Raw genomic sequence first — 20,344 nt, forward strand, 5'->3', positions numbered from 1 at the left:
GCTGTGAGGAACAAGGTGTCGAGTGCGGGGCAGTCGAAGTCTTCGCCGGTGAACGAGGCCCGTGCCCGCTGGCAATAGAGGCGACTGGTCCGCGTGCGAGTCGCAACCTTTCCGAGAGTGCTTGGCGGTCGCGGATTTTCAAGTCGGACACGACGTCCGGCGCCGGCAACTGCCGACCTCCTCGAAATCGTGCCGCGGCCGGCGTGAACGTCTCGCGGCGGCGATCGATCACCGAGAAACATCGGGATGTCGAGCACAGCGACCGCGGCAGCGGCGCCGACGATCCATCGGATCCCCACGGCGAGCGCACCTGGTGCCCACTGGTGATCGCCTGCGTCTCGTCTTCAGCCGTGGGGATATATCGGTCGGTTGACAACGTCAAGATCGTACAAATACTGTCCAGTAACCATGACTCCTGTCCTGCCGTTCGAACACCCGAGAGGGATCATTGTGTCAATCCATATCGCCTTAACGTAGGTGCTGTGTACGCACCTCGTTCGGGCGCTCTTGTGCGCGCCTCAATCTTCTGGCATGCCCCGTAGCGCTTCAGTTTTCAGCGTCGCTCGCTGATCAATTGCGCTACTGAGCCCGGCGGCATAGCTGGGTAGTCCGGGCCTGGCCTGCACAATCTCCTCGGTGCCCCAGGCCGCCTGCGGAAGACGCTCCGCATCCTTCAGGGTTCTTCGCTGAGCCTCGACCGCGTCGAAATCCGATATGTCGAAGTAGGAATTGTCCGATTCGACCTGCTTATGAACTTGTTAGTTAGACCTACGAATTAACACACTCGTCAGACGCTTACGGGGGGTCACAGCGTGCATTGAGGAAGGATGTTCAGAGGTGACCGGATCGGCGTTTGACGTCGCTATTGTCGGCATGTCCTGCAGAATGCCCGGCGCGGCCGATCTCGACAGCTTCTGGCAGCTGCTCAGAGAGGGCCGCGCCGCGATCGGTACGGCTCCCCCGGGGCGGGAGAGCATCACCGAGCGGGCCGGATTCGTCGACACCGTAGGGGAGTTCGACGCGGACTTCTTCGGGGTCTCGCCCAATGAGGCGCGCGCAATCGATCCGCAGCAGCTGCTGGCATTGGAATTGAGCTGGGAGGCGCTCGAGGACGCGGGCCTGGCCGCCACGGCACGCGATGCCCGGCAGTGCGGTGTGTTCCTCGGCTGCACCGGAAGCGATTTCGCCGAAATCCTGGCTTCCCAGGGCGGCCCCGGCGTCAGCCGCCACTCGCTGTGGGGTGTCGGACGCGGCATCATCGCCAACCGCGTCTCGAACTACTTCGGTTTCAGCGGCCCGAGCATCCTGGTCGACAGCGCCCAGGCATCCTCACTGGTCGCGGTGCATCTGGCCTGTGAGAGCCTGCGCAGCGGCGAGAGCGACGTGGCACTGGCCGGCGGTCTGAACTTGATTCTGTCGCCGACGAGCGGTGAGCGAATCGAGCAGTTCGGCGCGCAGTCGGCGCTCGGCGGATGCTACACCTTCGATGCGCGGGCCGACGGGTTCGTGCGCGGCGAGGGTGGCGGCGTGGTGGTGCTGAAACCACTGGCGCAGGCGGTCGCCGATGGCGACCGGATCCATGCCGTGATCCGAGGCAGTGCGGTCAACACCGGCAACGAACGCCGCGTGCTGACCGCCCCGAGCCGGGATGCGCAGGCGGCGGCCATCCGCTCCGCGCTGACCGCGGCAGGCGTCGAAGCGCCGTCGGTGCAGTACGTCGAATTGCACGGCACCGGAACACCCGCCGGCGATCCGGTGGAGGCCGCCGCGCTCGGCGAAACCTACGGCGTGCGCCGGGTGCAGGATGCGCCGCTGGCCGTCGGATCGGTCAAGACGAATATCGGGCATCTGGAAGGTGCTTCCGGTATCGCGGGCCTCATCAAGACCGTGCTCTCGCTGACTCACCGAGAACTGGTGGCCAGCCTGAACTTCGAAACGCCGAATCCGCTAATTCCGCTCGCAGACTTGGGTTTACGAGTGGTGACGGGCACCGAAAATTGGCCCGTGGCCACCGTACGCAGGGCAGGTGTGTCCTCGTTCGGCATGGGAGGCTCCAATGCCCACGTGATCGTGGAGGAGGCGCCTGCCGTCGGGTCCGCCGCGTCCACGGTAGACGGCGCGGCCGGTGCGGTGCCGTGGGTGGTATCGGCCCGCAGCGAGGAAGGTGTGCGGGCGCAAGCAGCCAGACTGCGGGAGTGGCTGCTGCGCCATTCGGAGTCGGATGTGGCCGATGTGGCCTACTCGCTGCTGGCCACCCGAGCCCAGATGGAGTGGCGCGGCAGCGTCGTCGGGCAGGATCGAGAGGAGCTGCTGGCCGGTTTGGCGGCCCTGGCCGACCCGACCGCGCCCGCCGTGGCGATCGAGCCGACAACCGAGCGGGCCGAGCAGCGGCGGGTCGCGTTCGTGTTCCCGGGGCAGGGCAGCCAATGGGAGGGCATGGCGCTGGGCCTGCTGGATTCGGGTGGGGCGTTCGCGGAGTCGATCGCGGAATGTGAAGCGGCGCTTGCGCCGTACGTGGACTGGTCGCTGACGGCGGTGCTGCGTCGCGAAGCAGACGCGCCCCCGCTCGATCGTGTGGACGTGGTGCAGCCGGTGTTGTTCGCAATCATGGTGTCACTGGCTCGGTTGTGGCGTGCGCACGGGGTGGAACCGAGTGTTGTTATCGGTCATTCCCAGGGCGAGGTTGCCGCGGCAGTGACCATCGGAGCGCTGTCGGTGCAGGACGGCGCGCGCATTATTGCGCTGCGTTCCCGGGCCGGGGCGCAGGTGCTCGCCGACAAGGGCGGTATGGCCGCGGTCGGGTTGTCGGCCGATGCTGCGCGGAAGCGGTTGGCGCCGTTCGGTGATCGGTTGTCGCTGGCCGCGATCAACGGCCCGGTGCAGACAGTGGTATCCGGCGAGGGTGCAGCGCTGGAGGAGTTCGTGGCCGGCTGTGCCGCGGCTGGGGTGTGGGCGCGCCTGGTCCCTGCCACCTGGCCGGGACATTCGAAAGTGACTGAACTGGTGCGTGATCGGCTGCTGACCGAGCTGGCTCCGGTGCAGCCGCGCTCTGCGCCGATTCCGTTCTTTTCCACCGTGAACGCTGACTTTGTCGATACAGCGACTCTGGACGCACAGTACTGGTATCGGTCCCTGCGCGAGCCCGTGCGCTTCGCCGATGCGATTACGGCGCTGATCGGGGAAGGTACTACCGGATTCATCGAGGTAAGTCCGCATCCGGTGGTCGCAATGAGCATCGGCGCGATCGCCGAGGCCGTCGGTGCGGCCGAGGACGTAGCCGTTGTCGGGTCGCTTCGGCGTGGTCAAGGCGGCCCGGAACGGATACTGGCATCGCTGGCACAGGCCCACTGCGCCGGTGTGCAGGTGGATCCACGCGCGCTGGTCTCCGGTGGGGCCCGGGTCGACCTGCCGCCATATGCGTTCCAGCGCAGTAGCTTCTGGGCCGGTGCGCCGGTCACTGTCACGCGTGTCACCGATGTCGTTGCGGCAACCGGTGATCACATCTCCGAGGGCCACGTTTCCGATGGCGGTGCACAGGCCGGAGCGCGTGACGACAGCCCGCTGGCGCGCACGCTGCTGGCCACCCCCGAATATCAGCGCGACACAGTGGTTCTCGACATTGTTCGTGCGCATGCCGCTGCCGTACTGGGCCACGAGTCGGCCCGATCGATTCACCCCGACCTGCCGTTCACCGAGTTCGGCTTCGACTCCGTCAGCGGGGTGGAGCTGCAGAACCGACTGATACGGGCCACCGGTGTGCCGCTGCCGAAGACGCTCATCTTCGACCATCCGACCGCGGGTGCGATCGCGGCGCTGCTACTGGCGCAGGTCACGGGCACCGACGGCGGGCAGCGGCGGGTATCGCGGCGCGCTGAGCCAACCCGCCCCACCGGCTCCGCCGGCCGACCGTCCCCGATATCGGACGAACCGATCGCGATCGTGGGCATGGGTGCCCGATTCCCGGGCGGCGTGCGATCCGCCGAGGACCTGTGGGATCTGGTGGCCGCGGGCCGGGACGCGATCGGCGAATTCCCTGCCGACCGCGGCTGGGACCTGGACCGGCTGTTCGATCCGGACCCCGACAAACCGGGAAAGGTATACACGCGCCACGGCGGATTCCTCAGCAGTGCAGGCGATTTCGATCCTGGCTTCTTCGGTATCAGCCCCCGTGAAGCGTTGGCGATGGATCCGCAGCAGCGGCTGCTGCTCGAAACAGCATGGGAAGCCCTGGAGGACGCGGGTATCGACCCGATATCGTTGCGGGGCAGTGATACCGGTGTCTTCGCGGGCGCCTGCTCGTCGGGTTACTCGCGGCGGGTGACCGGTGACCTGGAGGGTTTCCGGCTGACCGGCACGTCGCACAGCGTCATCTCGGGTCGCGTCGCGTACGCGTTCGGCCTGGAAGGTCCGGCGGTGACGGTGGATACGGCGTGCTCGTCATCGCTGGTGGCGTTGCATCTGGCATGCCAGGCACTGCGCCAGGGCGACAGCTCGCTGGTGCTCGCCGGCGGTGTGACCGTCGCGGCCAGTCCGACTCTGTATGTGGACTTCGCCCGCCAGCGCGGCCTGTCACCGGACGGTCGCTGTAAGGCGTTCTCGGCTGCCGCCGACGGTGTGGCGTGGTCAGAGGGCTCGGGTGTGCTTGTGCTCGAACGGCTTTCGGATGCGCAGCGGCTCGGCCACAACATCCTGGCCGTTGTTCGCGGTAGTGCGGTGAATCAAGACGGCGCGAGCAACGGCCTGACCGCGCCGAACGGTCCGTCGCAGGAGCGGGTCATCGCGCAGGCCCTCGCCAATGCGGGGATCTCGGCGGTCGACGTGGACGCGGTGGAGGCGCACGGAACCGGCACGAGTCTGGGCGATCCGATCGAAGCGCAAGCTTTGATCGCCGCCTACGGACAGGATCGCGGCGATCGGGAACCGTTGCGGATCGGGTCCTTGAAATCGAATATCGGCCACGCGGTCGCCGCGGCTGGTGTGGCCGGTGTGATCAAGATGGTGCAGGCGATGCGGCACGAGCGGCTGCCGCGGACGATGCACGCCGAAACGCCTACGCCGCACGTGGATTGGGCGGCGGGCGCGGTGCGTCTGCTGACCGAGGCCGAACCGTGGACCGCGGGCGATCGAGTGCGCCGGGCGGGTGTGTCCTCGTTCGGGATCAGCGGCACCAACGCACATGTGATCCTCGAACAAGCGCCGGCCGCACCGGTAGCGGCTGCTGAGGGCGACATCGAAGACGATGCGGATCGACAGTCGAATATGTCGGTCACTCCGCTGCTGGTGTCGGGCAAGGGCGAGGCAGGTCTGCGCGCGCAGGCCGCCCGGCTGCGTACCTGGTTGTCGGAGCGACCGGAGATCGACGTCGCGGATGCGGCCTATTCGCTTGCGACGTCGCGGGCGCAGCTGGATGCGCGCAGTGTGATCCTCGGTCGCGATCGGGACGAATTGCTCGAGCGGCTTGCGAATCTCGCGGAATCGGGCACTGGCGCCGGTGTCATCACGGGTGCCACCGGTTCGGGGACGACGGCATTCTTGTTCACCGGTCAGGGTGCGCAGCGGTTCGGTATGGGCGCCGGCTTGTACGAGGCGTTCCCGGTATTCGCGGACGTGTTGGACTCGGTGTGCGCCCAGTTCGATCCGGTGCTGGAGTGCTCGCTCGAAGACATCATGTTCGGCGGTACCGGTGCCACGGTCCTGGATCGGACCGAGTTCACCCAGCCCGCGCTGTTCGCCTTCGAGGTGGCGCTGTATCGCTTGCTGGAATCCTTCGGCGTCACCCCGGACGTGTTGATCGGCCATTCGATCGGAGAAGTCGCGGCCGCATATCTCGCGGGCCTGTGGTCGCTCGAGGATGCGTGCCGGTTGGTGGCGGCGCGCGGCCGTCTCATGGGTGCATTGCCCGAGGGCGGTGCCATGCTGGCCATCGGGGCGTCCGAAACCGACGTGCACGAGGTCGTCGCGCGATATCCCGACCGAGTGTCCATCGCCGCGGTGAACGCGCCTGAGGCCCTGGTGATTTCGGGTGACGAGGACGCGGTCGCCGAGATCGAGGCGCTGTTCGTCGAGCGCGGCCGGAAGACGTCTCGGCTGCGCGTCGGTCACGCCTTCCACTCGCATCGGATGGAGCCGATGCTGGCCGAATTCGAGTCTGTCGCAAAGGACTTGACGTACAACCGACTACGCCTACCGGTGGTGTCGAACGTGTCCGGTCAGCTGGCTGGGGACGAGGTTATGGAACCCGCCTACTGGGTTCGGCAAGTGCGGGCCGCGGTGCGTTTCGCGCCGGGTATCGAGACATTGATCTCCACGGGAGTGCGCCGATTCCTGGAAATCGGGCCCGACGCGGTACTGGCGGCGATGACCCGGCAGACCCTTCCGGAGGGTGTGGAGTCGGTGGTGGCCGCGGCCGCGCGCCGGGATCACGATGAGCCCCGACAATTCCTGACGATGTTGGCGCACGCTCACACGTCCGGTGTGCGCGTGGATTGGACGCCACTGTTCCGTCGCCGGGCGGTACGACGAGTTCCCCTGCCCACGTACGCCTTCCAACACCAGCGATTCTGGTTGCCGCCGCGTCCCGAAGCCACCGGCGACGCCCTCGGCCACCCGTTGCTCACCAGTGTGGTGCCGGTGGCCGGTAAGGACGAGTTCGTTTTCACCGGCCGGTTCTCGCTGCCGACCGACCCGTGGGTCGCCGACCATATGACCTACGGCACGGTGGTGCTGCCGAGCGCGACCCTCGTCGAGTTCCTGCTCGTCGCGGGCAGCAGAATCGATTGCGGCGTCGTCGAGGAGCTGACCCTGGAGGCTCCGATACTTCCGACGGAGGACGACGAGGTCGAGCTCCAGGTGTCGGTGCAGGAGCCGGACGGGACCGGGCGACGACCGTTCAACTTCTACTTCCGTAAGGCAGGCCGCCGAGCGGGTGAATGGGTGCGCAACGCCAGCGGCGTACTGGCGCCCTCCTGGGACGGCAATGACGCTCTGCTGGACCGGCTGCGGGACGAGGCATGGCCGCCGGCCGACGCCGAAATCCTCGACACCTCATGGATTCCCGAGCGGATCGCCAAGGGATCCGGACTCGAATACGGTCCGGCGTTCATCGGTGTCGACGCCGCATGGCAGCGGGGCGGGACCGTCTTCTCCGAGATCACACTGGATACGGCGGCCGCGTCCGAACCGGAGCGGTTCGATCTGCATCCCGCCCTGCTCGACCTGGTGATGCACGCCGGGTTGGCCGGGCTCGTCTGGCACGATCAGGACAGCGATCCGAACACCGGCCGGTTGCTGTTCCGCTGGGGCGGGGCGCGACTGCACCAGCCGCTGGTCAAGGCGACGACGCTGCGGGTTATCGCCGTCGCGAGCGGCCCGGAGACGGTCTCCGTTGCGACCGTCGACGATTCGGGACGGCCCGTGATCTCCGTCGACGCGGTCGTCATGCGGCCCTACGACGTGAAACAGATGCGCGCCACACTGGCAGGGGATGACGCCGACCTCTACGAGGTCCAGTGGACGCCGGCGCCGGCGGCGACATCGAGTCTGTCCGCGGACCGGATGGCCGTACTCGGTTCGATACCGGTCGCCGGAATCGGCACCTGTTGCCCAACCCCCTCGGAACTTGGTGCGGCACAAGCGATACCGGATGTCGTGATCTGGTATCCGGAGGTCATCGGCGCGGCCGAGGATCCGGTGGTCGTTCGCGGCCACCTGGAAACGGTCTTGGCGACGGTACAGGCCTGGCTGGCGGAAGAACGCCTGGCCGACACTCGGCTGGTCGTGGTGACGGCGCACGGTGCCGCGCTGCCAGGCGCGGCACCGGATCTCGCCGCGGCAGCTATCTGGGGCCTGATGCGCAGCGCCCAATCCGAATATCCGGGCCGGTTCATCCTCCTCGACGCCGACCCGTCGGCCGCTGCGTCCATGGATCACCCGACGCTGGTCGGCGCGGTGATCGCGGCAGACGAACCGCAGGCCGCGGTGCGCGACGGAGCATTGCTCGTGCCGAGACTGGCGAGAGCACGAGCCGAGCACGATGCCGAGCCTGGCCAGGCCCACCCGTCGCCCGACCGCCACCCCTCATCGAGTCGCTACGCGACGCTGGCCCACCCGTCGCCCGACCGCCACCCCTCATCGAGTCGCTACGCGACGCTGGCCCACCCGTCGCCCGACCGCCACCCCCGATCGAGTCGCTACGCGACGCTGTCATTTGGCGCCGGTACCGTCCTGATCACCGGCGGCACCGGTGGCCTCGGCGCACTCGTGGCTCGACATCTGGTCGCCGCACACGGCGTCCGCCGTTTGCTACTGGTCTCCAGGCGTGGCGAAACTGCCGACGGTGCAACGGAACTGGTGTCCGAGCTGTCGGAAGCCGGCGCTGCTGTCAGGGTCGCGGCCTGCGATGTAGGCGATCGAGAAGCCCTCCGTTCGCTGCTGGATTCGATCGAGTCCGATCATCCGCTGACCGGCGTCGTCCATGCGGCGGGTGTCCTCGACGACGGCACCCTCGCAGGCCTGACCGCCGAGCAACTGCGGCGAGTGTTCGGCTCGAAGGCAACCGCCGCATGGCACCTGCACGAGCTCACTCGCGACCGTGACCTGTCGGCCTTCGTGCTGTTCTCCTCTGTCGCGGCAACGATCGGATCGGCGGGACAGGGCAACTACGCGGCAGCCAACGCCTTCCTCGACGCGCTGGCGCACCGTCGCCGAGCCGAAGGGCTGTCTGCGATTTCGCTGGCGTGGGGGCCCTGGAATTCCGCCGCCGGCATGACCGGTGGCTTGGACCGCAGCGCCGTCGCCCGCTGGGAAAGGCTCGGCCTGCACCCGCTCGGGAACGACGAAGGTCTCCGGCTGCTCGATGCGGCCGCCGGCCGCGCCGCCGCGCACCTGGTAGCGATCGGGTTCGACCCGGCTCAGCTGCGGCGCGAAGCGCGGGGCGGTGCGGTGCCGACGGTGTTCCGCGGTTTCCTGCCCCGCGCCACGGACCGGACCGCGGCCGCGTCGAGTTCGCTGGGCACACGACTGAGCCGGGTACCGGAGGGCCGACGCGCCGAGGTGGTGCTCGACCTGGTCCGGGAGCACGCGGCAGCCGTGCTGGGACACGGTTCCGCCGAAGACATCAGCCCCGACGAGCGATTCGACGCACTGGGATTCGACTCGCTCGGCGGCGTCGAATTCCGCAACCGGCTGTCGAAGGCCACCGGTGTCCAGCTGTCGTCCACCCTGGTCTTCGACCACCCCACCGCCGCGGCGGTCGCCACCCTCTTGCGCGCCAAGATCGAGGGAACAGAATCCGGGCCGAGGACCTCACGGGTGTCGCGCCGCGTCCGCGTGGACGAGCCCATCGCGATCGTCGGCATGAGCTGCCGATTCCCCGGCGGCGTCCGAACCCCGGAGCAGTTGTGGGATCTGGTGCGGTCGGGGACCGATGCCACCACCGAATTTCCGAACGATCGCGGCTGGGATCTCGAGCAGCTGATCGACCAGGACCCGGACAAGCCCGGCACGGTCTACAGCCGCGGCGGCGGATTCCTGGACGACGCAGGCGATTTCGACGCCGGATTCTTCGGAATCAGCCCGCGCGAGGCGCTGGCGATGGATCCGCAACAGCGGTTGCTGCTGGAAGCGTCATGGGAGGCACTGGAGGAATCCGGAATCGATCCGAACACGTTGCGCGGCAGTGACACCGGTGTGTTCGCGGGCGCGTGCACCTCGGGGTATGTCGATCGCGTGACCGGCGACCTGGAAGGATTCCGGCTGACCGGCACCACCCACAGTGTTGTCTCCGGCCGCGTGGCATACGTTTTCGGCCTCGAGGGACCAGCGGTCACGATCGATACCGCATGCTCGTCCTCACTGGTGGCCATGCACCTGGCGTGTCAGGCCCTCCGTCAGGGCGAAACATCGCTGGCCGTGGCCGGTGGCGTCACCGTGGCCGCAACCCCTTATCTCTCCGTGGATTTCGCGCGGCAACGCGGCCTGTCGCCGGATGGCCGATGCAAGGCGTTCTCCGCCGCGGCCGACGGTGTGGCCTTCGCCGAGGGCGTGGGCGTACTGATCCTGGAGCGGCTGTCGGACGCGCAGCGGCTGGGCCATGACATCCTGGCCGTCATCCGGGGCAGTGCGGTGAATCAGGATGGTGCGAGCAATGGCCTGACGGCGCCGAACGGTCCGTCGCAGGAGCGAGTGATCGCGCAGGCTCTCGCGAATGCCGGGCTCACACCCGCCGACGTGGATGCGGTGGAAGCGCACGGAACCGGCACTCCCCTGGGGGATCCCATCGAAGCCAACGCGTTGATCGCCGCGTACGGGCAGGATCGCGGGGATCGAGAGCCGCTGCGCATCGGATCGATCAAATCGAATATCGGTCATACCGTCGCGGCCGCCGGTGTCGGTGGCGTGATCAAGATGGTGCAGGCGCTGCGTCACGAAGCCCTGCCCCCGACCTTGCACGCGGAAGCGCCTTCCCCGCACGTGGATTGGTCCGCCGGCGCGGTGCGACTGCTGACCCGGCCGGAACCGTGGCGCGCAGGGGGAACGATTCGCCGGGCAGGTGTGTCCTCGTTCGGAGTAAGCGGCACCAACGCCCACCTGATCCTCGAGGAAGCGCCCGCCCCGCAGCCTGGCGTCTCGCCACCGGCTACCACCGACCACCCACATACGGCGGTGGCATGGCTGCTGTCGGCCAAGAGTGAGACCGCCCTGCGGGCACAGGCGGCGAAACTGCAGCAGTGGCTGATCGATCACCTCGACGCCGATCCGGCGGATGTGGCCTATTCGCTCGCCACGACACGTGCGCAGCACGAGTGGCGAGCGGCGGTCCTCGGTTCCGATCGCGACGAACTGATCGCGCGGCTGGCGAAGCTGGTCGCCGGATCCGCCTCGGCCGGAGTGGTTTCCGGCACCGCGGGCTCGGGGAAGACCGCCTTCCTGTTCACCGGTCAGGGCGCGCAGCGGGTCGGTATGGGCACGGGTCTGTCCGAGGCCTTCCCGGTATTCGCCACAGCGCTGGACGAGGTGTGCGCCCGGTTCGATCCACTGCTCGGATGTTCCCTGAAGCAAGCGATGTTCACCGGACACCTGATCGACGATCAGGGCGTCGCCGCGGAGACCGGGATTCTGGATCGGACCCGACTGACCCAGCCCGCGCTGTTCGCGTTCGAAGTGGCGCTGTATCGGCTGCTGGAGTCATTCGGGCTCGTCCCGGACATGGTGATCGGGCACTCGATCGGTGAACTGGCCGCGGCCTATGTGGCCGGTGTGTGGTCACTGGAGGACGCCTGCGAGCTGGTCGCGGCACGAGGGCGGCTGATGGATGCGCTGCCTGCGGGCGGCGCGATGCTCGCGGTCGCCGCGTCCGAGACCGAAATCAGCGCGGCGATCTCCGGATTCGGTGATCGGGTCTCGGTGGCGGCGGTGAATGCGCCTGCGGCCGTGGTGGTCTCGGGTGACGAGGACGTCGTCGACGAGATCGATCGGCAGTTCGCCGAGCGGGGTCGCAAGACGAGCCGACTGCGGGTGTCGCATGCGTTCCATTCCCCTCGGATGGAGCCCATGCTGGCCGAGTTCGAGGCCCTCGCGGCGGCGGTAGCCTTCAACGCCCCACGGATTCCGTTGGTGTCGAACATCTCCGGCCGGATCGCCGGCGACGAGATCCTGGATCCGGGGTACTGGGTATCACAGGTGCGCGCCACGGTGCGTTTCGCGCCCGGTGTCGAGACGCTGGTGGCATCGGGTGTGCGCCGGTTCCTCGAAGTCGGACCCGACGCGGTGCTGGCGGCGATGACGCGGCACACGCTTCCCGCGGAGGTCGAGGCTCGATCGGTGGTCGCCGCGGCGGGCCGCCGGGATCACGACGAGGTCGAGCAGTTCCTGACCCTGCTCGGCCACGCGCACACCGCCGGTCTGGCCGTCGACTGGAATCCGCTGTTCGCCATCCGCCAGGTGTCGCGAATCGCCTTGCCCACCTATGCCTTCGAGCATCGGCGGTACTGGCTCGAACCCAGCCTCGGCGAGCCCAGGAGCGCCGCCTCGGACCATCCGCTGCTCACCGACGTGGTGCGAGTGGCCGACCGCGACGAGTGGCTGTTCACGGGGCGGCTCTCGCTGCGCACCCATCCCTGGATCGCCGACCACACCACTTACGGCGTGGTGCTCGTCCCGAGTGCCGCGCTCATGGAGATGCTGCTGGTCGCGGGTCCGCGGATCGGATGCAGTGCCGTGGAGGAGCTCACCCTCGAGACGCCGATCCTCCCGCCGGCAGACGGCGAGGTCGAACTCCAGGTGCTGGTGCGCGAACCCGATTCCACGGGACGTCGATCGTTCACGTTCCACTACCGCCTGACCGGCGATAGGGCCGATAGCGAGTGGACGCGCAACGCCAGTGGCGTGCTGAGCAGCCGAGAGCTGATCGACTTCGGACTCATGGACATGCTGCGCAATGCGCCCTGGCCGCCCATCGACGCCGAACCGGTGGATACCGACTGGATTCCGGCCCAGGTGGCGCGTGCCGCCGGACTGGAATACGGTGCCTCGTTCATCGGCGTCGACGCCGCATGGCGCAGTGGTGACACGGTTTTCTCCGAGGTCACCCTGAACCAGGAATTCCCGGCCGAACGGTTCCAGCTGCATCCGGCGCTGTTCGACATGGTGATGCATGCGGGAATCGCCTGTTTGATCTGGCCCGACCACAAGGGCAATCCCGCCGAGGGCAAACTCCTGTTCCGTTGGGGTGGAACGCAAATTCACACCACATCCACAGTCAGGACGTTGCGGGTGATGGCCATCCAGCGCAGCGGTGAGGCGATCACCGTCGTGGCGGTCGACCAGGACGGAACTCCGGTGGTCACCATCGACGAAGCGGTCATGCGCTCCTACGACGTCCAGCAGTTCCGCGCCACGCTGCCGGGCGGACGCGCGGCACGGTACGGGTTGCGCTGGGCGACGGTGGAGAAGCCCGACGGACACACCCCGACCGGGAGCGCAGCCGTGCTCGGAGCCGCGCACGTGGACGGAATCGACGAGCGGTATCCGGATCTGACCACGCTCGCTTCGGCTTCGACCGTTCCGGACGTCGTGGTGTGGTCCGAAGTTGCTGCGCTGCACGGTGATTCACAGTCATCCGCGCGCAATCGGGTCAAGGCCGCCTTGCACACGGTGCGAGACTGGTTGGCCGACGAACGATTCGCACGGTCGCAGCTGGTTGTGATGACCAGCCGTGCGGCAGCCCTGCCCGATGAGACACCGGACACCGCATCGGCTGCGGTGTGGGGGCTGATCCGCAGCGCTCAGACCGAATATCCCGAGCGGATCGTGCTACTCGACGCGGACGAATCCGATGGTGTACAGCACATTTCGGCCGACTCGATCCGAGCCGTGCTCGAGACCGGAGAGCCGCAGGTAGCAGTGCGGGGCGACCAGGTCCTGATACCGCGACTGGAGGCACTGACCTCAGGAGATGTCACAGAGCAAGTATCGTTCGGGCCCGGAACCGTTCTGATCACCGGCGGGACCGGGGGATTGGGCGCGCTGCTGGCCCGGCACCTGGTCACCACGCACGGTGTGCGGCGACTATTGCTGGTCTCTCGCCGTGGCGAGCGTGCCGACGGTGCAACGGAACTCGTGGCGGAACTGTCCCGATCCGGCGCCGAGGTGCGCATCGCCGCCTGCGATGTCACCGACCGCGATGCGCTTCGAGATGTGCTCTCGAGCCTGCCCGCGGAGCACCCGCTCACCGGTGTCGTCCACACGGCGGGTGTGCTCGACGACGGCACGTTCCACACGCTCGCCGGTGACCAGGTCGATCGGGTGTTCGCTCCCAAGGCCGATGCGGCGTGGCATCTGCACGAGCTCACCCGGGACCTGAATCTGTCGGCGTTTGTGATGTTCTCCTCGATTGCCGGAATGATCGGTTCGGCCGGGCAAGCGAATTACGCTGCCGCGAACAGCTTCCTGGACGCCCTCGCGATGCAACGCCGCGCCGCGGGACTTCCGGCACTCTCACTCGCCTGGGGGCCGTGGCAGCAGGACATCGGCATGACCGGCGCGCTGGATCGCACAGCCATGAGCCGGTTGGAGCGACTGGGCCTGGCTCCGCTGGACCGCACCGACGGCCTGCGATTGTTCGATGAATCGCTGACTACGGCCGAACCGGTGCCAGCGCTGTTGCAGCTGGATACCGACAAACTGCGCATGGAAGCGCATACGGGTCCGATTTCGGCGGTGCTGCGCGGGTTCGTTCGCGCACGCGGCCGGTCGGCCCCGACATCGAGTGGTGAACTGTCGCTCGGGGAGCGTCTGCACGGTGTGGCGGAGGCGAAGCGAGGTGGGGTCGTCCTGGATCTGGTGCGGGAACACGTGGCGGCGGTGCTCGGTTACGGGTCGGCCGAGGACATCGGACCCGATCGCGGCCTCAGCGAACTCGGCTTCGATTCCCTCGGCGGAGTCGAGTTCCGGAACCGGCTCTCGAAGGTGACGGGGCTGTCGCTGCCCTCGACCTTGGTCTTCGACTACCCGACCGCGGGAGATGTCGCCGACTACCTGCTGGCACAGACCGCGGTGACAGCGCCTCCACAACCGACATCGGCGGTCCCCGACGACATCGCGCAGCTCGAGGCCCTGCTCGAGCGGATCATCGCCGACGGTAGCGACAACGACGAGACCGTCGCCGGATTGCGGGGCGTCAACGAGCGCCTCCGCACCTACCTGACCGGCACGTCGTCGATCGGCGCGTACGACGATCTCGAATTCCATTCCGACAGTGAGCTGTTCGACCTGATCGACGAGGAGTTCGGCCCAGCATGAGCAACCCTGCCGCCAGCAACGAGGAACGGCTCAGCCGGTATCTGAGGAAGCTCACCGGAGATCTCCGCGTCGCCAAGAAGCGCATCCAGAACCTGGAAGAACGTGCCGGCGAACCGATCGCGATCGTCGGCATGAGCTGTCGGTATCCGGGCGGTGTCGAAACTCCGGCGCAGTTGTGGGATTTGGTCGCTGCCGGCACCGACGCCGTCGGCCCCTTTCCGGTCGACCGGGGCTGGGACCTGGAGCAGCTGTTCGACACCGATCCGGACGTGCCCGGGACCGTCTACACCCGCGAAGGCGGATTCCTGGACGCGGCGGGCGCTTTCGACGCCGGCTTCTTCGGGATCGGCCCGAGTGCGGCCCTGGCGATGGATCCTCAGCAGCGGCTGCTCCTGGAAACGGCCTGGGAGGCGCTGGAGGACGCCGGCATCGATCCGGTGACGCTGCGCGGCAGCGACACCGGTGTGTTCGCCGGCGTGATCCACCAGGACTACGGCCCGCGCGTGGGGTCGCCCGGCCTCACCGCCGAGGCGGAAGGCCATGCCTACCTGGGTGTTTCGAACAGCATCCTGTCCGGCCGCGTGGCCTTCACCTTCGGCTTCAAGGGCCCGGCGCTGTCGGTGGACACCGCGTGCTCGTCGTCGCTGGTCGCCCTGCACCTGGCCTGCCAGGCGCTGCGACAGGGAGACACCTCGCTGGCACTGGTCGGCGGCGTCACCGTGATGTCGGATCCGGCCCTGCTGATCGCGTTCGGCCGGCAGCATGCGCTGTCGCCGGACGCGCGATGCAAGGCCTTCGCGGCGGCGGCGAACGGGACGGGATTCTCCGAGGGCCTCGGCATGCTCGCGATCGAGCGGCTGTCGGATGCGCGCCGGCACGGCCACCGGGTGCTCGCGGTCATCCGCGGCAGCGCGGTCAACCAGGACGGCGCCAGCAGCCGGCTGACCGCGCCGAACGGTCCGTCGCAGGAGAAGGTGATCGCGCAGGCGCTCGCCAATGCCGGTCTCACGCCGGCCGACGTGGATGCGGTCGAAGCGCACGGCACCGGCACCACCCTCGGAGACCCGATCGAGGCGCAGGCGCTGATCGCTGCCTACGGTCGCGATCGCGCTGGAGATCCGCTGCGCATCGGCTCGCTCAAGTCGAACATCGGACACACCTCCGCCGCGGCCGGTGTCGGCGGTGTGATCAAGATGGTGCAGGCGATGCGGCACGACATGCTGCCCGCGACACTGCATGTCGATGCGCCGACCCCGCATGTGGACTGGTCCGCGGGCTCGGTGCGGCTGCTCACCACGGCGGAACCCTGGCCCGCGGGGGAGCGAGTCCGGCGCGCCGGTGTGTCCTCCTTCGGCGCCAGTGGCACGAACGCGCACGTGATTCTGGAGCAAGCCCCTGCTCTCGAAGAGGCTTCCACCGAGACGGCGGACGAGGCACCTGATCAGGGTGCGAAAGCCTTGGCGGCGGACGTCTCGACCTGGCTGCTCTCGGCGAAGACCGAGGACGGCCTGCGCGCGCAGGCGGCCAAGCTGCGGCAGTTTGCGATCGAGCACCCCGACGTTGCGGTCGACGATATCGGCTATTCACTCCTCACCACTCGCGCCCGCCTGGACTGGAGGGGCGCGGTCGTCGCCGGCGATCGCGACACACTGCTGGCCGGCCTTGCGGCGCTCGCGGAGCACGGCTCGGCGTGCACGGCCGCCGGCGTGACGGCAGCACAGGCGATGTCGCGCAGGACCGCCTTCCTGTGCACCGGGCAGGGCGCCCAGCGGGCCGGTATGGGACGTGAACTCTACGAAGCGTTTCCGGTGTTCGCCGCGGCGCTGGACGAGGTATGTGAACAGTTCGATCCACTGCTGGGCGTTTCGCTGCGGCAGGTGATGTTCACCGGCGGCGGGTCCGACGGTGCCGGCCTGCTGGATCGGACGGAATTCACCCAGCCCGCCCTGTTCGCCTACGAGGTCGCGCTGTGCCGGCTCCTGGATTCGTTCGGTGTCACACCGGATTACCTGATCGGGCATTCGATCGGCGAGCTGGCCGCCGCGTACCTCGCCGGTGTCTGGACGCTTCCGGACGCGTGTCGGCTGGTCGCGGCGCGGGGCCGGCTGATGGGCCTGCTGCCCGAAGGGGGTGCGATGCTGGCCGTCGCGGCGAGCGAACACGAAGTCTCCGAGGTACTCGCCGACCAAGCCGACCGGGTGTCCCTCGCTGCGGTGAATGCGCCGCAGGCCATGGTGGTGTCCGGTGACGAGGACGCGGTGGCGGCGTTCGAGCAGCAGTTCGCCGACCGCGGGCGCAAGACCTCGCGGCTGCGGGTGTCGCACGCGTTCCATTCCCACCGGATGGACCCGATGCTGGCCGAGTTTACCGCTGTCGCACGGGATGTCAGCTACCGCCGCCCGCAGCTGCCGCTGGTGTCGAACCTGTCCGGGCGGATCGCCGGCGACGAAGTGCTCGACCCGGCCTACTGGGTACGGCAGGTGCGGTCGGCCGTGCGCTTCGCCCCCGGGATCGAGTCGCTGGCGGCCGCCGGAGTGCGCCGATTCCTCGAAGTCGGTCCAGACGCGGTCCTGGCGGCCATGGCCCGGCAGAGCCTGCCGGAGGACATCGAATCGCAGTCGTCGGTGATCGCCGGAGCCCGCCGCGGGCACGGCGAGGTGGAGCAGTTCGTGACCGGTCTGGCGCGGGCGCACACGGCCGGTGCCGACGTCGACTGGCGGGTGTTCTTCACCGCCCGCCCGGTCTCGCGAGTGTCGTTGCCCACCTACGCCTTCCAGCGTCGCCGCTACTGGCTCGAGACCACACCGGGTATCGCCGGCGCCGATTCCCTGGGGCTGCGGGTGGTGGCACACCCCATGCTGGACGCGGCTGTGCCGATGGCAGCCGGTGGTGTCGTCCTGACCGGGCAGCTGTCTACGCTGTCGCAGCCGTGGCTGGCCGACCACGTCATCGGCGGGGCCATGTTGCTGGCCGGGACCGGGTTCGTGGAGTTGGCGTTGCGTGCCGGTCGTGAAGCCGGGTGCCCGGTAATCGAGGAGTTGATGCTGCAGGCGCCGCTGGTGTTCCCCCCGTCGGGCGGGGTGCGGATTCAGGTCGTCGTCGGCGGACCCGAGCCGGAGTCGGCGCAGCGGTCGCTATCGATCTATTCCCGCGGTGCACACGACCACGACGGCCAGTGGCAACTGCACGCACATGGCCTGCTGACCAGCCGAGACGACACGGCGATGCCCGAGCCGGAGGCGTGGCCGCCGGCTGCGGCGACCGCTGTCGAGATCGACTACACGAAGTTCCTGACGCGCGGTTACGACCTGGGACCGGCCTTCCAGGGTGTGCGGGCGCTGTGGCGCCGCGGCGAGGAGGTTTTCGCCGAGATCGCCGTCGACGCGGCCACCGGCGTGCACGGTGCGGGATTCGGAATTCATCCGGCATTGCTGGATGCCACCTTGCAATCGGGACTACTGGCCGGCGTGCAGGAGATCCCGCCGCGTCAGGTCGTCTTGCCGTTCGCGTGGCAGTCGGTGGCACTGTATTCGGCCGAGGCATCGGTGCTGCGGGTGCGGCTGACCGCGACCGGTTCGTCGGTGTCGGTGTCGATGACCGATGGGCACGGACAACCGGTGTTGTCGGGCGAGATGACGACCCGTCCGATGCCGGTGGCGCAGCTGGCCGCGGGTGCGGGCGGTGCGGCCGCTGCGGTCCTGGAACTGGTGTGGTCGCCGACCGAATCCGAGTCCCTGGTGGCGGATTCGGAAGTGGGCCGGTGGGATCGGCTGGGTCCGGAGTCGCCGGTGCCCCCGCTGGTCGTGGTCGAGGCCGGGTCCGGCTGGACCGATCACACCGGTGCCGATGTGGTGACCACGACCCACGCCGAGGTCGCCCGGATGCTCGAGGTGGTGCAGGCGTGGCTGGGACAGGACCGGTTCGCGTCGAGCCGGCTGGTGGTCGCGACGCGTGGTGCGGTCGCCCTGCCCGGTGAAGATGTCACCGACTTCGCCGGTGCCGCGGTGTGGGGTTTGGTGCGGAGTGCGCAGTCGGAGGATCCGGGCCGAATCCACTTGGTCGACACCGACACTCGTATCGACGAGCGGCTCGCGGCGCCGGCCGCGGCCGAACCACAGGTGGTGGTGCGCGCCGGTGTCGCCCACACCGCTCGACTCGGCCGGCCCACCACCGTGGTGTCACCTATGACCGGCGGCGAAGCGTCCGCCTTCGGCACGGGAACGGTGCTGATCACCGGTGGCACCGGTGCTTTGGGTGCGGTGGTCGCCCGGCACGTGGTCGTCGAGCACGGGGTGCGGTCGTTGCTGCTGGTCAGCCGCCGTGGCCCGCAAGCCGACGGTGTCGCAGCGCTGTCCGCCGAGTTGGAGCAACTGGGCGCGCAGGTTCGGGTGGTGGCGTGTGATGTCACCGATCCCGGCGCGGTGAGCCGCTTGGTGGCCGGCGTGTCCGAGCCGTGGCCGTTGACCGGGGTGATCCATGCCGCGGGCGTCCTCGACGACGGGGTCATCGCGGCGTTGACCGCGTCCCGGGTGGATGCGGTGCTGGCGCCGAAGGCCGCCGCCGCCTGGTATCTGCACGAGGCGACCGCGGATCTGAATCTGGCCGCGTTCGTGGTGTTCTCGTCGTTGTCGGGCACGGTCGGCGGCCCCGGGCAGGCCAACTACGCGGCGGCGAACACCTTCGTCGACGGTCTGGTGGCCCACCGGCGAGCACGAGGGCTGGCCGGTCGGTCACTGGCCTGGGGTCCGTGGGCACGCTCCAGCGGCATGACCGGACACCTGACCGATGCCGATGCGGCCCGGACGATGCGCGCCGGATTCACCGCGTTGTCGGACGAGCAGGCCTTGGCCGCGTGGGATTCGGTGCTCGAAACGGGTCCGGGCCACGCGGTGATCGCCGGCGTCGACACCACCGCGATCCGCGCCCAAGCCGATGCCGGACTGCTGCCACCCCTGCTGCGGGAACTGGTACCACCGGCGGCCACCCGCCCGGCGGCGACCTCGATGGTGATATCCGGTCTGCGGCAACGGCTTGCCGGCCTGGATGCCGATCGGCAGCGGCAGGTCGTGCTCGATACCGTCCGTGAGCACGTGACGGCCGTGCTCGGCCGGGACGCCGTGTCCGTGCTCGATGCCGACCGCAGCACCTTCCAGGACCTGGGATTCGATTCCTTGGGCGCGGTCGAGCTGCGCAACCGGGTCAAAGCGGATACCGGTCTGGCGCTGGCGGCCACCGTGGTTTTCGACTACCCCACACCCGCCGCGCTGGCCGAGTATCTCCGCGAACAACTCTCGGACGGGCCCGGGGAAAAGCCGGTTCGTTCGATCGACGCGATATTCGAGGATGTGGAATCCGCCCTCGCGAACGGAAATTGGGGCGAGGACGAAAAGGCCCGGATTGTGGCTCGGTTGCATTCCATTGCGACCAGTTGGGCAGCTCGCATCGACACCGCTGGTGTCCATCGCGATGACGATGTGGAAAACGCCGACGAAGCAGAGCTTTTCGCGATTCTCGACAGCGAACTAGAAGCCTGAGCACTGAATTC

At 68.3% G+C, this 20,344-nt stretch carries 2 protein-coding genes; both read left to right on the top strand.

Annotated elements, in window-relative coordinates; translation table 11 throughout:
- Nucleotides 1-837 precede the first annotated feature (837 nt).
- Nucleotides 838-14,799, top strand: coding sequence for a type I polyketide synthase (locus OHQ90_RS14420; protein ID WP_328410832.1), 13,962 nt, complete (start codon nt 838-840; stop codon nt 14,797-14,799).
- Nucleotides 14,796-20,333, top strand: a complete 5,538-nt coding sequence (locus OHQ90_RS14425; protein WP_328410833.1) for a type I polyketide synthase — start codon at nt 14,796-14,798, stop codon at nt 20,331-20,333. The genes OHQ90_RS14420 and OHQ90_RS14425 overlap by 4 nt, the downstream gene beginning before the upstream one ends.
- The last annotated feature ends 11 nt before the right edge of the window (nt 20,334-20,344 follow it).

Origin of the sequence: Nocardia sp. NBC_00403 (assembly GCF_036046055.1) — a bacterium.
Classification (GTDB): domain Bacteria; phylum Actinomycetota; class Actinomycetes; order Mycobacteriales; family Mycobacteriaceae; genus Nocardia.

Coding starts and splice junctions, on each gene's coding strand:
- OHQ90_RS14425 (WP_328410833.1), top strand. CDS start 14,796: ATGAGCAACCCTGCCGCCAGCAACGAGGAACGGCTCAGCCGGTATCTG.